The sequence below is a fragment of the Streptomyces sp. NPDC104581 genome (assembly GCF_055583685.1).
In genome coordinates, this window is sequence record NZ_JBVJNN010000041.1 from 26,033 (window position 1) to 40,023 (window position 13,991).

At 73.6% G+C, this 13,991-nt stretch carries 12 protein-coding genes; 6 read left to right on the forward strand and 6 right to left on the reverse strand.

Features of this window, described 5'->3' with window-relative positions:
* Positions 1 to 107: 107 nt before the first annotated feature.
* The 5 genes from ACZ61E_RS26610 (at position 108) to ACZ61E_RS26630 (ending at position 5,942) form a co-directional block, all read left to right on the forward strand.
* Entirely contained in the window at positions 108 to 3,068 is a 2,961-nt protein-coding gene (locus ACZ61E_RS26610) for a sensor histidine kinase (RefSeq protein WP_469702397.1), read from the forward strand.
* The gene (locus ACZ61E_RS26615; RefSeq protein WP_469702398.1) at positions 3,065 to 3,547 is read left to right on the forward strand and encodes a roadblock/LC7 domain-containing protein; all 483 of its coding nucleotides are present in this window, start codon (positions 3,065 to 3,067) and stop codon (positions 3,545 to 3,547) included. Before ACZ61E_RS26610 ends, ACZ61E_RS26615 begins: the two co-directional genes overlap by 4 nt.
* The gene (locus ACZ61E_RS26620) at positions 3,544 to 4,005 is read left to right on the forward strand and encodes a DUF742 domain-containing protein (protein WP_469702399.1); all 462 of its coding nucleotides are present in this window, start codon (positions 3,544 to 3,546) and stop codon (positions 4,003 to 4,005) included. The genes ACZ61E_RS26615 and ACZ61E_RS26620 overlap by 4 nt, the downstream gene beginning before the upstream one ends.
* Positions 3,986 to 4,615 (forward strand): GTP-binding protein, encoded by a 630-nt coding sequence (locus ACZ61E_RS26625; protein WP_469702400.1) that lies wholly within the window; start codon positions 3,986 to 3,988, stop codon positions 4,613 to 4,615. The genes ACZ61E_RS26620 and ACZ61E_RS26625 overlap by 20 nt, the downstream gene beginning before the upstream one ends.
* An 82-nt stretch (positions 4,616 to 4,697) precedes the next feature.
* Positions 4,698 to 5,942, forward strand: coding sequence for a styrene monooxygenase/indole monooxygenase family protein (locus ACZ61E_RS26630; RefSeq protein WP_469702401.1), 1,245 nt, complete (start codon positions 4,698 to 4,700; stop codon positions 5,940 to 5,942).
* A gap of 50 nt (positions 5,943 to 5,992) precedes the next feature.
* Here the strand turns inward: ACZ61E_RS26630 and ACZ61E_RS26635 are convergent, their stop codons facing one another.
* The 3 genes from ACZ61E_RS26635 to ACZ61E_RS26645 form a co-directional block, all read right to left on the reverse strand.
* On the reverse strand, positions 5,993 to 7,189 hold the full coding sequence (locus tag ACZ61E_RS26635) for a C40 family peptidase (RefSeq protein ID WP_469702402.1): 1,197 nt from the start codon (positions 7,187 to 7,189) through the stop codon (positions 5,993 to 5,995).
* 179 nt (positions 7,190 to 7,368) lie between these two features.
* The gene (locus ACZ61E_RS26640; RefSeq protein ID WP_469702425.1) at positions 7,369 to 9,990 is read right to left on the reverse strand and encodes an outer membrane protein assembly factor BamB family protein; all 2,622 of its coding nucleotides are present in this window, start codon (positions 9,988 to 9,990) and stop codon (positions 7,369 to 7,371) included.
* A 147-nt stretch (positions 9,991 to 10,137) separates the two neighbouring features.
* Positions 10,138 to 10,410 (reverse strand): hypothetical protein, encoded by a 273-nt coding sequence (locus tag ACZ61E_RS26645; RefSeq protein WP_469702426.1) that lies wholly within the window; start codon positions 10,408 to 10,410, stop codon positions 10,138 to 10,140.
* 258 nt (positions 10,411 to 10,668) lie between these two features.
* On the opposite strand from ACZ61E_RS26645, the gene ACZ61E_RS26650 reads away from it, so the two are divergent.
* On the forward strand, positions 10,669 to 11,175 hold the full coding sequence (locus ACZ61E_RS26650; protein WP_469702403.1) for a hypothetical protein: 507 nt from the start codon (positions 10,669 to 10,671) through the stop codon (positions 11,173 to 11,175).
* Between the two features lie 57 nt (positions 11,176 to 11,232).
* On the opposite strand, the gene ACZ61E_RS26655 is transcribed toward ACZ61E_RS26650, so the two are convergent.
* From ACZ61E_RS26655 to ACZ61E_RS26665, 3 genes are all read right to left on the reverse strand, one after another.
* Positions 11,233 to 12,267 (reverse strand): AurF N-oxygenase family protein, encoded by a 1,035-nt coding sequence (locus ACZ61E_RS26655; protein WP_469702404.1) that lies wholly within the window; start codon positions 12,265 to 12,267, stop codon positions 11,233 to 11,235.
* 140 nt (positions 12,268 to 12,407) lie between these two features.
* Positions 12,408 to 12,899: a DUF3291 domain-containing protein gene (locus ACZ61E_RS26660; RefSeq protein ID WP_469702405.1), complete on the reverse strand. Its 492-nt coding sequence runs from the start codon at positions 12,897 to 12,899 to the stop codon at positions 12,408 to 12,410.
* On the reverse strand, positions 12,896 to 13,987 hold the full coding sequence (locus ACZ61E_RS26665; RefSeq protein ID WP_469702427.1) for an amidase family protein: 1,092 nt from the start codon (positions 13,985 to 13,987) through the stop codon (positions 12,896 to 12,898). Before ACZ61E_RS26665 ends, ACZ61E_RS26660 begins: the two co-directional genes overlap by 4 nt.
* Positions 13,988 to 13,991: the final 4 nt, after the last annotated feature.

A 13,991-nucleotide genomic window follows, 5' to 3' on the forward strand; every position in this document is an offset into this window, starting at 1 on the left:
CGCGCCCCTCCGAGAAACGCTGGAATGGTCGGAAGCCGTGCCAGGGGTCCAGAGGGTGTCCGGTGTGACCGGGCGTCACCTCTGCTTCATGGGCGGACGAGTCAAGAATGCGAGCACCGGTGCAGAAGAAGCGGCCTCGGGGCAAGGGCGGCACGCGCGGCGGGTCCCAGGGCCCGGCAGAGCCCCGTAAGGCGGTGACGGCCGGCTCCGCCGACGCACCCGAGGTTCCGGCCGGCCGCCCCGTGCGGGTACGCAGCCGGCTCGTCGCCGCGGTCGCCGTCGTCGGTGTCACCGTCGTGGCGGCGGGCCTGCCCGCCGTCCTCGCCACATCCGCCGAACTGACGGACGCCCAGCGTCTGGTCACCCTCGCCGAGCTGAACCGGCAGACGGCCGTCCTCGCCCACTCCCTCGCCGACGAGCGCGACCAGGTCGTCGTGCACATCGCCGGGGGCCGCCAGGACGCCGCCGGCGACAAGGGCGGCAAGGGTGACGAGGACGCGGTGGACGGCGGCGGGCCCGGCGGCGACCCGGCCACCCGCGTCGACCGGCAGATCGACGAGATCGACGAGTCCGCGTCCCCCGGACTGCGCAGGGACCTCTCCACCGTCCCGTCCGTCCGCCGCACCGCCCTCACCGGCAAGGGCAGCGCCCTGGAGGCGTACCAGGCGTACACGGACGTCATCGCCAAACTGCACGCCCTCAGCGACGAGGTCGCCGAGAAGACGCCCCCCGAGGCCGCCGACGGCACCCGAGCCCCCGCCGCGCTCGGACGCGCCGTCGAGCAGGCGTCGGCCACCCGGGGCCTGCTGCTGGCCGCGCTCGCCGTCCCGGCGCCGAAGGGTTCGGCGCCCGAGATCGACCCCGTCACCGGGCTTCCCGTCCAGCCCGCCGACGGCGGGGACTCCGCCGAGAGCGACCGTACGCGCGACGAGCTCAGCGCCGCCGCCCAGCAGGCCCGTGTCCATGAACTGGCCGCCCTCGCCGACTTCGACCAGTCGGCGGGCACCCGGGCGCGTGACTCCCTCGCCACGACCGTCACCGGACCCGAGGTGACGGCGGCGGAGAAGTACCTGACCCGCCTCACCGACAGTCCCGAGCTGTCCGAGAGCGACCGCGACGCCGACCGGGAGAAGGTCGAGTCGTCGCTGTCCAGCCGTATCGAGCAGATGCGCGGCGTCGAGTCGGGTATCGGCTCCGCACAGCTCAAGCGCCTGGAGCAGCTCCGCGACGACGGTGTCACCTCCCTGGAGATCGGCATCGCGCTCCTCGGCGGTCTGCTGATCGTCTCCGTCGGCGTCTCCACCGCCATCGCCCGTACGCTCACCAGGCCGCTCGCCGTCGTCCGTATCGGAGCGGCCCGGCTGGCCGCCGAGCCCGCGACCGGGGAACCGGTCCGCTTCACCGGCCGCGACGACGAGTTCGCGCAGGTCGTACGGTCGCTCAACAGCCTGCACGCCAAGTTCCTCGACGTGTCGGCCCGCGCGGAGAAGCTCGACAGCGAGCGCACCGGACTGATCGGCGCCCGGCAGGCCGTGGCCGACCAGCGCGCCGAACTCCAGGAGCGGGCGGACGACATCACCGCGCAGCTCGAAGGGCTGCGGAACACCGTCCACCACACGTTCGTCGATCTCTCGCTGCGCACGCTCGGTCTCGTCGAGCGCCAACTCGGCGTCATCGAGAGCCTGGAGGAGCGCGAGCAGGACCCGGACCGGCTCGGTGTCCTCTTCCGGATCGACCACATGGCCACGGTCATGCGCCGGCACAACGAGAATCTGCTGATGTTCGCCGGGCACGAGTACGGCGGCAGCTACCCGGGCCCCGTGCCGCTCGTCGACGTCCTGCGCGCGGCGGTCAGCGAGATCGACAAGTACGAGCGGGTCACCATCCAGTCGCTGCCGCCGCACGCCCAGCTGGCCGGCTTCGCCGCCGACGACATCAGCCATCTCGTGGCCGAACTCCTGGAGAACGCCACGTCGTTCTCGCCGCCCGACTCCCGCGTCGAGCTCTCGGGCTGGCTGCTGGAGAGCGGTGACGCGATGCTCTCCGTGCAGGACCGGGGCATCGGCATGTCGGCGGAGCGGATCGCCGAACTCAACCAGCGGCTCGCCGATCCGGACGGGCACGAGTGGCCGGGCCCGGCGTCGAAGGCGAAGGCCAAGACGAAGGGGAAGGCGAAGCAGCCGCGGACGGCCGAGCCCGGGAAGCAGAGCGGCACCGACGGCGAGGGGGACGGGCTCGGTCTGCGCGTCGCCGCGCTGCTCGCCACGCGTCACGGCGTGGAGATCACGCTGCGCGAGCACCAGCAGGGCGGGGTCGCGGCGGTCGTCGTACTGCCGCAGGCCCTGCTGCCCACGGCCCGGCCGATCGCGGGCCCGCACCGGGTGACCCCGGCGGGCTCGGCGCCGGTGCTGACCCTGCCGGGTTCGGTGGCGGAGGCCAACTCCAATGTGCTGTCCGGCCGTCCGGACCGTGACCCGCTGGTGGTGGCGCCCGAGGAGGCCGCCGCCGACGACCCGTACGCCATCGGCCCCGACACGCACGAGCGGGTCGCCGACGCCGCGGGCGACACCGCGGACGACGTCACCGGCGAGCCCACGGACGCCGTCACGGACGCCGTCCCGCCCGGCGTCGGCGACGAGGCCACCGACGCGCCCGACGCCCCGGCTGTCTCAGTCACTGAGACGCAGGAGGCGGATCGGACGGATGTGACAGCCCCGACCGAGGAGCCTCAGCCGCCCGCCGCGACGTCAACCGAGCCGGTCACCGACGCCGTTCCGCCCGCCGTCACCGGCAAGGGACTGCCCAGACGCACCCCTAAACCCGCCAAGTCCACCTCCACGGCGGCCGATCGGACGGGTAGCGTCGACGCGGACGCGCTGCGCCGCAGGCTCGGTGGCTTTCACCGGGGAGCGAAGGCCGGCAGGCGCGACGCCGACGCCGAGCTCTTGGAGCAGACCGAAGTGCAGCAGAAGCAGAGCAGTTCAGTACCGCGGCGGACGGAGGCGGCGGAGGGGGCCGACGCGCGTCCGGATGAGACGGGGGAAACTGTCGAGGAGGCACGCAGTTGACGGCGACCGGCACATTCGACCTGAGCAGCGAGGCCCGTAATCTCCACTGGCTGCTGACGAACCTCGTCGGGGAGGTACGGGGAGCACGCTCCGTGGCCGTCGTGTCGTCCGACGGACTCCTGCTGCTCTCCTCGGACCCCGCACTGCACGACGACGCGGACGGCGCCGCCGGGAGCGAGAGCCCGCGCGGCTCCAGCGCCGACCTCGCCACCGTCATCTCCGGCATCAGCAGCCTCACCCTCGGCGCCGCCGAGCTGATGGGCACCGGCGGCGTCAAGCACACGATGGTCGCCATGGCGGAGGGCACCGTCTTCGTCATGTCGATCAGCGACGGTTCGCTGCTCGGCCTGCACGCCGGCCCGGACTGCGACATGCACGCCGTCGCCTACCACATGGCGATGTTCGTCGGTCGCGCCGGACACCTGCTCACCCCCGAACTCCGCAGCGAGCTGCGCAAGTCGATGGAGAGCGCCCAATGACATCGGTGTCGGCGCCGGTGCCCGGACCGGCGTCGCCGTCCGGACCCGCCCGCGGGCCGGGCGCCCGCCGGCTTCCGTCGCGCGCCACGGACCGCCGCGTCGCACGCGTCCGCCCGTACTCCCTGACGGGCGGCAGGACGCGCTTCGGGCACGTGCTGCTGGTCGAGACGTTCGTCGCCGCGCTCGAAGCCCCCGAGGAGCGCAAGGAGCTGACGGACGGCGGCGGGCCCGCCGCCCGCGTCATGCCGGAGATGCGCGCCATCGTCGAGCTGTGCCGGCGGATGCGGACGGTCGCCGAGATCTCGGCGCTGCTCAAGATACCGCTGGGAGTCGTCCGGGTCCTGCTCAGCGATCTCGCCGACCAGGGACGGATCCGGGTGTACGGGACCGGTCACGGCAGCGACCACCCGGACCGGGCGCTGCTGGAGAGGGTGCTGGGTGGACTCCGCCGTCTCTGACACCCCGGACGTGCGGGACGCCCGGGACGAAGCGCCGCGCGACTGGCAGTTGGACCACACCAGAGCACCCATAGCGACCAAGATCGTGGTCGCGGGCGGTTTCGGTGTCGGCAAGACCACCTTCATCGGCTCGGTCTCCGAGGTCAGGCCGCTGCGTACCGAGGCCGTCATGACCAGCGCCGGTGAGGGCACCGACGATCTCGCGGCGGCCTCCGGGAAGACCACCACGACCGTCGCGATGGACTTCGGCCGCCTCACGCTCGACGACGACCTCGTGCTGTACGTCTTCGGCACCCCGGGTCAGCAGCGCTTCTGGTTCATGTGGGACGACGTGGCGCGCGGCGCCATCGGCGCCGTCGTCCTGGCCGACACCCGCCGGCTCGCCGACTGCTTCCCGGCGCTCGACTACGTCGAGGAGCGCGGACTGCCGTACGTGGTGGCGGTCAACCACTTCGAGGGCACGGAGTCGTTCGAGGCCGGTGACGTGCGGGAGGCGCTGTCCGTACCTGCGGGCATACCCGTGATGATCATGGACGCGCGTCAGAGGATCACGGTCGTGGAATCGCTGCTGACCCTGGTGGGCCACGCCCTGGGAGCGGTGGACGGATAACCGGGCGGCGGTAGCGCCGGCCGGCGGGAACAGGAAAGCGCCGACCAGCAGGAACAGGAAGCGGACAAACGGAGAACCCGCCATGCGGAAGATACTCGTCGTCGGAGCCGGTCAGTCCGGCCTCCAGCTCGCCCTCGGACTCCAGTCGCACGGCTACGAGGTCACGCTGATGTCCAACCGCACGGCGGACGAGATCAGGTGCGGCCGTGTCATGTCGACCCAGTGCATGTTCCACACCGCCCTCCAGCACGAACGCGACCTCCACCTCGGCTTCTGGGAGTCCCAGGCCCCGCGGGTCGAGGGACTCGGCGTCTCGGTCGCCGGGCCCGATTCCTCCCGCCCGGTCGACTGGGTGGGCATGCTGGACGGGATCGCCCAGTCCGTCGACCAGCGGGTCAAGATGGCCGGCTGGATGGAGACGTTCGCCCAGCGCGGCGGCCAACTCGTCATCCACGGCGCGGCCGTGTCCGATCTGGACTACTTCTCGCGCGCCTACGACCTGGTCCTCGTCTCGGCCGGCAAGGGCGAACTGGTCGCGATGTTCGCGAGGGACGCCTCCCGCTCGCCGTACACCGCACCGCAGCGGGCGCTCTCCGTCGCCTACGTCCACGGTCTGGGCCCGCGCCCCGAACACCCGGAGTTCGACGCCGTCCGCTGCAATCTCGTGCCCGGGGTCGGCGAGTTGTTCGTGATGCCGACGCTGACCTTCACCGGCCGCGCGGACATCCTGTTCTGGGAGGGCGTACCGGGCGGACCGCTCGACGTGTTCGAGGGCATCAGGGACCCGGCGGACCATCTCTCGCTGACGCTGGAGCTGATGGAGCGGTACACGCCCTGGGAGTACGCCCGCGCCACCAAGGTCGAACTCACCGACGCGAAAGCCACGTTGGCCGGGCGCTACACCCCCACCGTGCGGCACCCGGTCGGACGGCTGCCGGGCGGCGGGCTGGTCCTCGGCGTCGCCGACGTCGTCGTCGCGAACGATCCCGTCACCGGCCAGGGCTCCAACTCGGCCTCCAAATGCGCCGCCTCGTACCTGGAGTCGATCGTGTCGCACGGCGACCGGGAGTTCGACGAGGCGTGGATGCAGGCGACGTTCGACCGGCACTGGGAGAGCGCGCGGCACGCCACGAAGTGGACGAACACCATGCTCGCCCCGCCGGCCGGACACGTGCTGGACATGTTCGGGGCGGCGTGCGAGCTCCAGCCGGTCGCGGACCGGTTCGCGAACGGCTTCGACGACCCGTCGGACTTCGAGGACTTCTTCTACGACGCCGGGAAGACCGAGGCGTATCTGGCGTCGGTCGGCGAGACCGCGGCCGACTGAGGCCGTTCGCCGGGGAGTTGCGCCCACCGGGGCCGATGCCGCGCCTATGCCTATGCCGACGCGGGCGCGGACTGTGAATCGTTGCCGGTGTCGTCGCCCTCGGTGGCACCCGGCGGCAGCTCCGGCGGTACGTACGACGCCGCGTCCAGCGGGTCGGCGTCCGGGTCCGGCCGTACGGCGCCGAGCAGCGGGTTCGACGCGAGGGGGGAGACCTTCACCCGCGACCCCGGACGAGGGGCGTGCACCACCCGGCCGTCACCGAGATACATCGCCACGTGGGTCGCCTTCGGGAAGTACACCACCAGATCACCGGGGCGCAGCTCGCTCAGCTCCACCCTCGGCAGCTCGGCCCACTGCTCCTGGCTCGTACGGGGCACGGCGACCCCGGCGCGCGTCCAGGCCCGTGAGGTCAGCCCCGAGCAGTCGTACGCGTCCGGCCCCGCGGCGCCCCACCGGTACGGCTTGCCGATCTGCTCCACCGCGTACGCCAGCGCCTTCTCGCCCTCCGCCGACGGTGCGCGCGAACTCGCGGCGGGCCCCGCGTCCCCGTCGGCCGCCCGGCCGAGCGCGCCTGAGGTGATCAGCTTCTCCTGCGCCTCGTCGGTGTCGGCGGCCTCCCGTTCGGCGATCGCGTCGATCTGCTCTGTGGTGAGCGACGCGAGCATCCTCTCGACGTCCGTCAGCTTCGCCCTGACCGTGTCGCGCCGCTTCCGCTGCTCCGCGGCGAGCGCCTGCTGCTCGTCGAGTGCCTCGCGGGACCGGGCGGCGAGGCTGTCGGCGTGCCTCTCGCCGTTCGTCAGCCGCGCGACGGCCGACAGCCGCTGACGCTGCGCACGGTCCATCAGATGCCGCTGTTCCAAGGCGCGTTGGGGGTCGTCGGTGAGCAGGAGCTCGACCCAGGAGGAGAGTTCCGAGGCGCCCTGGTACTGCCGGCGGGCCAGCTGCCCCGCCTGGGCGCGGCTGCGGACCAGCGCCTCGCGGGCGTCGGTGAGCCCCGCGCCGACCTTCTTCACCTCGGCCCGCTGGGCGGTCAGCTTCACCTCGGTGGCGTTGTACGCTTCGGTGGCCTCCTCGGCCTCCTGGTACAGCGTCCGCATCTCGGTGAGCAGTTCGGAGACGCCCCGAGCCGGTGACCCGTTGTCCCCGGTGACGGGCGCGGGGTCGGCGCCCGCGGGCGCTGCGGAGGGGACCGCCGCGAGGACGGCGAGTGCCGCCGCGCAGACGGACCGCAGAAGTCGGCCTGACACACCATCACCTCCAGGTACGGGACGGTCCGTCCGGCCCCAAGGCGATGATGCGGCGTCAGATGCCCGCCCCTCGTGTGCTTAGCGGACAATTGGGCGGTACGGCGGCACGCCGTCACCCCCGGCGGGCCGATACGGCGGCCCCCGGCGTGGCGGCTTGCGCGCTCCGGGCTCCTCCCGGGTCAGTCGACCGGCAGCGCGTAGAAGGTGCCCCCGCGCCGGATCACCGCGCTCTTCCCGGCCATCAGCGGCTGGTACGCGGGCGGCGCCACGGCGGCGCCGTCGGCGTCGGGGGAGGGGGCGGGCCCGCCCGCGTTCTGGAACTTCCAGAGCCGCCTGCCGTCCTTCGCGGCGAACGCGGTCACCTGGAGCCCGTCGGCGGACAGTACCGTCCGGCCGCTCCCGCTCACCGTGATCCGGGGGACGCCGCTCCAGGCCGGGCCCTCGGTCGTGCCCTTCCAGCGCTCCACGCCCGACTCGGTGTCGAGCGCGTACACCTCCTGATAGCGGTTGGCGATGTAGAGCGTGGAGCCGAGGAGTGTGCCGGTGCCGAAGGCGAAGGAGTCCTGCCCCGGTACCCGTGGCGCGCCGGACCTGCGCCACAACTGCCCGGTGCCGGCGGTGTCGTACGCGTACAGCTGGTCGGCCGCCGCCGCGAACAGCCGTCCCTCCGCGTCCCCCGCCGAACCGGCCGAGGGCGGCACCGCGCCGAACGACCTGGACCAGACCCGCTCCCCGTCCGCGCGGCTGAAGCAGTGGTAGACCGACCTGCCCTTGCCCGCCTTGACCTGGGCGGGCGTCAGCGACTTGGCGTCCTGGCGCACCACGATGTCCGCCTCCCGTACGGCGATCAGCTGGTACACGGGGGTCAACGGGGCGCGGCCGTTGGAGATCACGGAGCGCCACAGCTCCTTGCGGGTCGCCAGGTCGAAGGCGAAGAGATGGGTGCGGACGGCGGCCGTCTTCCCCGTACCGGACTTGTGCGATCCGGTGAACCAGACCTGGCCGTCACCGCTGCCGGTGATGCCCGCGACGACGAGTCCCGGCGCGTCGGCGACACCGTCCGCGTAGTCGATCCGGTGCCTCACCTCGCCGGATGCGGCCGAGATCCAGAGCAGGCCGGTCGTCCCGGCGACGAGGGCGAGTCCGCCGGAGGCGGGCAGCGCCTGGTGGAGCGCGGCGGCACCGGCGTCGCGCCAGAGCCGCTTGCCGGTGCGCACGTCCACGCCGGTCGCGCCCGACGCGGCCGTCAGGACGAGGACGCGGCCGATGACGGCGGCGTTGAGGACCTCGTCGGCCGCCACCTTCTGCTCGTACGCCCACAGCGCCTCGGGCGGCAGCCCGGTGAGGCCCTCGCGGGTGTCCTTGCCGGGCTTGGCGTCGGTATCGCCGGACGGCTCGTCGTCGGCGAGCGCGAGCGCACCGGCGCCGCCGATCACCAGCCCGGCGGCGCCCGCGACCAGGCCCGTGATGAGCGCGCGCCGCCCGAGGGGCTGCCCGAGCGGCCCCCGCCGCAGCGCGGCCAGCGGGCCCGAGCCGGAACCCGAGCCGGAACCCGTGGCGGCGGCCGGGACGGTGGCGGGCACCGGCCCCGGCGGCAGGGCGGGCGGTCCCGGCGGCCCGGCCGGGAGCGGCTGGGACTGCTGCGGCACCGGGGCGGCGGCGGGGGGCAGCGGCAGCGCGGTCGGCTCGGGCCGGGCGCGGGGCACCGACAGGGCGGCGGTCGGCCGGTCGACGACACCGCTCTCGCCGCCTGACGCGGTCCGGGGACGGCCGATACGGGTGGTGCGGGAGTCGGGCTCGGACGCGGCGCCGGCGGGGGCCCCGGGGACGGCGTCCGCCGGCCCCTCCGGCGTAGCGTCCTCCGCCGCCCTGTCCGCCGGGTTCTCCAGCGGCGCGTGCAGGGCGTCGACCCGGGCGGCCTGTGCGGCGATCGAGGCCGACAGCGCGTCGGGCAGCCAGCCGCCCGGTACGGCGACGGCCGCCGCGGCTGCGCCCTCCAGTGCCAGTTCCGCGGCCACCGCCCCGGCGGTCGGCCGCTCGCCCGGTTCCTTGGCCAGGCAGCGCGCGACGATCGGCCGCAACTCCTCGGCCACACCGTCGAGTTCGGCCGTCCCGTGCGCGATGCGTTCGGCCGCCGCGTCCGGTGGTCCCTCGGTGAGGGGCGTCGTACCGGTGGCGGCGTACGCGAGGAGCAGACCCAGCACGAAGATGTCGGACGGCGGTCCCGGTTCCTCGCCGTTCAGCTGCTCCGGGGTCAGATATCCCAGCCGTACGGAGAGCCGTCCGCCCTCGGCCGCCTCCGCCGACGCCGCGGCGCCCAGCGCCCCGAAGGCGGTCAGGCGCGGCCCGTCGGCGGCGAGGGTCACGGTGTCGGGCGTGAGCCCGTGCAGCACGGCCCCCGTCGCGTGGACCCGCGAGAGCGTCTCGGCGAGCGCGGCGCCCAGTATCCGCACGGCACGCGCGGGCAGCGGACCGGCGACGGCCACGGCCTCGCCGAGCGTCACCGCGGGGATGTAGTCGCTCGCGGTCCACAGCGGCTCCGTCCCGGCCGCGTCCGTACGCGAGTCGAGCAGCGGCTGCACCCACCCGCCGGCCAGCCGCTCGGCGGTGCGCGCCTCGGCCTGGAAGCGCCGCCGGAAGGCGGGCAGGGCGGCGAGGTCCGGGCGGGCGACGGAGACGACGGCGGTGGCGCCGTTCGCGCCGTACGCCAGATAGCGCACGGCGCCGGCCGACTCCCGGTACCGCGCCAGCACGGTGTACGGGCCGACAAGGCGTGGGTCGTCGTGCCGCAGCGGTTCCATCACGCGAAAAGCCCCCTGGTCGCTCTGCCGGGAGGTCGTCTCCGGCCTGGTCGATCCTAGATGGTGCCCGACAAATCGCGCCTGCCGCACCATATGTGACCGTGTGTGGCCAACGAGTTCGCGATCCCGCCCCGAACCGCCGAACGCTCAGCCGGGTCCCGGCTTGGACCAGGGCCACTTCAGCGTGCGCCGCTCGCGCCCCCCGGGGACGTACTCGTACTTCCAGCCGCGCTGGAGCCCGAGCCGCCTGGTGTACCCGGCGGGCACGCGCCGGTACGCGAGCACGGTGGGCGGCCCGCCCGCGGCGTCCGGCACGGGTACCTCGTACCACTTCGGCGGCTGCCCGGTCGGCCCGGTCAGCACGGGCAGTACGCGACCGTCGAGCGGTCCGCCGACAAAGACGGTCTCTTCGCTTCTCACGCCGCCAGTGTCGCGCAGTGCCCCGCCGGGGCGGACGCCGGTCACCCCCGCGGCGTACGGCAGCGTCCCCGCCGCCCGTCCCCGTCCCACGTCCGCGACCAGCGGCTTCGCGCCCGGCGCTGAGCTGTTCGACGGAACGGGGTGTCCGGCGTCGGCGCGCCGCTTGACGGTGTGTCTGCCTTTCATGAAGGCCACGGCCCGGTTCCCCGAGCGGGTGGCAGACGCCCGCACCGTGCCAAGGAAGCGGAGATCCCCACCATGCGCCCTGTTCGCATCCTCACCACCGCTGCCCTGTCCTCCCTGGCCCTGGGCATGGGTGCGGCGACGGTCCATGCCGACACCCAGCCGACCCTGACGGTCAGCCCGAACCCGGCGACCGCCGGCTCCTCGGTCTCGCTCACGCTCAACGGCGGCTGCGACGCCAGCACGGTGACGGCCTCGTCCGGGGCCTTCACGGGCTCGGTCGTGCTGTCCGCGGGATCGGGCGGTACCTACCGGGGCACGGGCACCGTCCGCCGCGACGCCCGCGCTGGCAGCCACACGATCAGCATCGCCTGCCCGAACGGCAGCCCCTCCTCGTTCACCTTCACCGTCCGCGCGGCGTCGAGCCCGAGCCCGAGCCCGAACCCGTCCAGGGGTGCCCGCGGTGGCCTGGGCGGCAGTGTCTCGGACACGGACGGCACGAAGATCTGGGCGGGCGCCGCGCTGGTCACGGTGGCGGTGGCGGGCACCACGCTGGTCCTGCGCCGCCGGGCGAAGCACTGACCGGGGCGGGCGGGCCCGTGCGCCGGGTGGGGCCGGGTGCCCCGGCCCCACCCGTACTCACGCCAGCAGGCCGGACGCCTTCCACAGACGGCGTCCCGTGCCGCGCATGACCCCGATGTCGTCCAGGAAGTCCGTCAGGCGCTTCGCGCCGGACTGCATCACCTCGCGTCGGTGGGGGCTCGTGCGGACCTGGGCCACGGCCTCGCGCCGGTCCAGGCCGACGTTGTCGTAGACCTGGGGGTTCACGAAGCAGACCGAGAAGACGCGGGCCGCCTGGCCGGCCGTGACGCGGGTCAGTTCCTGTTCCCAGCGGGGGGACGTCACCATCTGGCGGCGCAGCTCCTCGCGGGCGTAGCGGACGTGGCGGGCCTCCTCCACCACATGGATGCGGGTCACGCCGCGCACCAGCGTCTGGACGCGCTCGTCCGGGAACGTCAGGCGCTGCATCCAGTCCAGGATCTCCTCGCCCAGCAGCGTCGCGGCGAACGAACCGGGGGTCGTGGAGACGGTCTTCAGCACGCGCGCGACGTTGTGGTAGACGCGGGGGACGGGGTACGCCGGTGCGCCGCCCTTCTGGATCATCTTCGCGAACATCATCGAGTGCCGGCACTCGTCGGCTATCTCGGTGAGGGCGTAGCGCACGTGGTTGCTGGTCACCGACTTGTCGTAGATGTGCCTGACCAGCAGCTGCATCAGGATGATCTCGAACCAGATGCCGAGCGAGGCGAGTGAGGCGGCCTCGTGGCGGGCGAGGTCCATCCGCTGCTCCTCGGACATCTTCCGCCAGAGCGGGGTGTCGTAGAGGGAGACCAGCTCCGGCGGCCAGTACCACTTGCCGTCCTCCGCGGGGGCGTCCCAGTCGAGGTCGGTGTCCGGGTCGAAGGAGTGTTTGGCCGAGGCTTCGAGGAGGCGCAGCGCGACCTGTTCGCGGTCCCGGAGCGGGCCCAGCGCGTCGCGCAGGAGCTGGATGTCGCGTGCGCCGTCGTCGTCGCGGGGGCCGGCCCGCAGTCCGGCGTGGAGCACGTCGCCCCCGCCCCCGCCGTCGTCGCGCGTGGGCGGGGCTGTCACATCGCGTTCGTGCGCTGCTGTCATGGCTGAGAGCACCTCATGACTGGGGTTACCGGGGGTACGGTCTCGACCCTCTTATGAGACTTCCTGTCAGTAGCTCTCGTCAATCCCCTCCGCGCCACTTGTCGACTCCCCGTACAACAGCGCGTGTTGGCCGCTCCCGGCTACGCGTGCGGCCCGAAGGTCTTCCGCAGCGTGAACGCGTGCGGCGTCGGGCCGTGTTCGCGCAGACTCAGCAGCCGCAGCTCCGCGTCCCGCGCCGTCGGGCGGACGCCCGCGTCCACCCACCACAGCGCCGTCATCGCCTCCTCTACGCGCTCGAACCACTCGAAGCGGCGGGACAGCAGCTCGCGGTGCCGTCCCCGGTACATGAAGGCCGTCAGCGCGTCGACATCACGCCACACCGTCAGATTCATGATCAGCCACTCGTCGCCGAAGACCGGGACGTCGGTGGCGTTGCCCGAGTCGCTCTGGAGTCTCCACACGAAGCCGTCGGAGGCGTCGGCGACCGCGTTCACGGGATCGAGCGCGTCCGTGAAACCCTTCAACTCGACCGAGTCCAGCGGGTGCTTGAGACGTGCGATATTCACCTGGGCGAGTTCGCGGGCGGGTTGGGGGGCTGGCCGGCCGGCCGGGGCGGCGGAAGATGTCGTCATGGGCGCACGATAGGCAGGGCCTCCTCCGCGGCACGCGCGATTTCGAGGAGTGGGACGTCCGCCCCGCGCTCCGCCACCAGTTGGAGCCCCACCGGGCAGCCGTCGGGCGTGAACCCGGCGGGCAGACTCGCGGCCGGATGCCCGCTCAGGTTGAACGCCCAGGTCAGTGCCGTCGAGTAGACGTCGGGGCCCGGTCCGTCGTGACCGTGCGGGCGGTTCGGTGTCACCGGACTGAGCAGCAGCGGCGTACGCGCGAAGTACGCGTCGAGCCGCCGGTCGTTCTCCGCCCGCACATCCGCGCCGGCGCCCTCTTCCTCGGCCGGTGCCCCGCCGCCGCGTACCGCCAGCCAGGTCCCGCGCGGGTCGAGCAGCGACAGTCGCGCGCCGGGGGCCCCGTCGAGCCGTACGACCCCGGAGGCCACCAGCCGGCCGACCGCCGCCCGCACCACCGCCTCCACCGCCGGATCCGTCCGCGCGAAACCGAGGTCGGGCGAGTACGTGGCGCGCACCGGGGTCCGCACCCGGGGCGCCTCCCGGTACCCGTCGAGCACGCACCGCAGATACAGCCGCGCGTCCCGTACGCGCCGGGTCAGCACCCCCGCCGTCGCCAGCTCCGTCGGGTCCGGCGACGGCAGCAGCCCCCTCGTCGTCCTCAGGCCGAACACCCCGCACCAGGCCGCCGGAATCCGCACCGAGCCCGCCCCGTCGCTTCCCGTCGCCAGCGGCACCAGGCCGGCGGCGACCGCCACCGCCGAACCGGCCGACGAACCACCGGGCACGCGGTCGGCGCGGTAGGGGTTGACCGTACGGCCGTGCGCGCCCAGACCCCAGGTCCGCCAGTACGTCCCCGGCCCCGGCACCGCCGTCGAGCCGACCGGCACCGCCCCCGCCGCGACCAGCCGCCGCGCCGCGTACGAGCGGAGACCCGCCGGGCCCTTCACCGCGAACGGGAGCCCCGCCAGGGGCAGTCGGCGGTCCACCGGATCCGCCGCCCGCGCGTGCCACACCTCGACGAACGCGCTCAGCTCCGGATCGAGCCTGCCGATCCGGTCCAGCGCCTCGCCCACCGACCACCAGCCGTCGTCCACCACA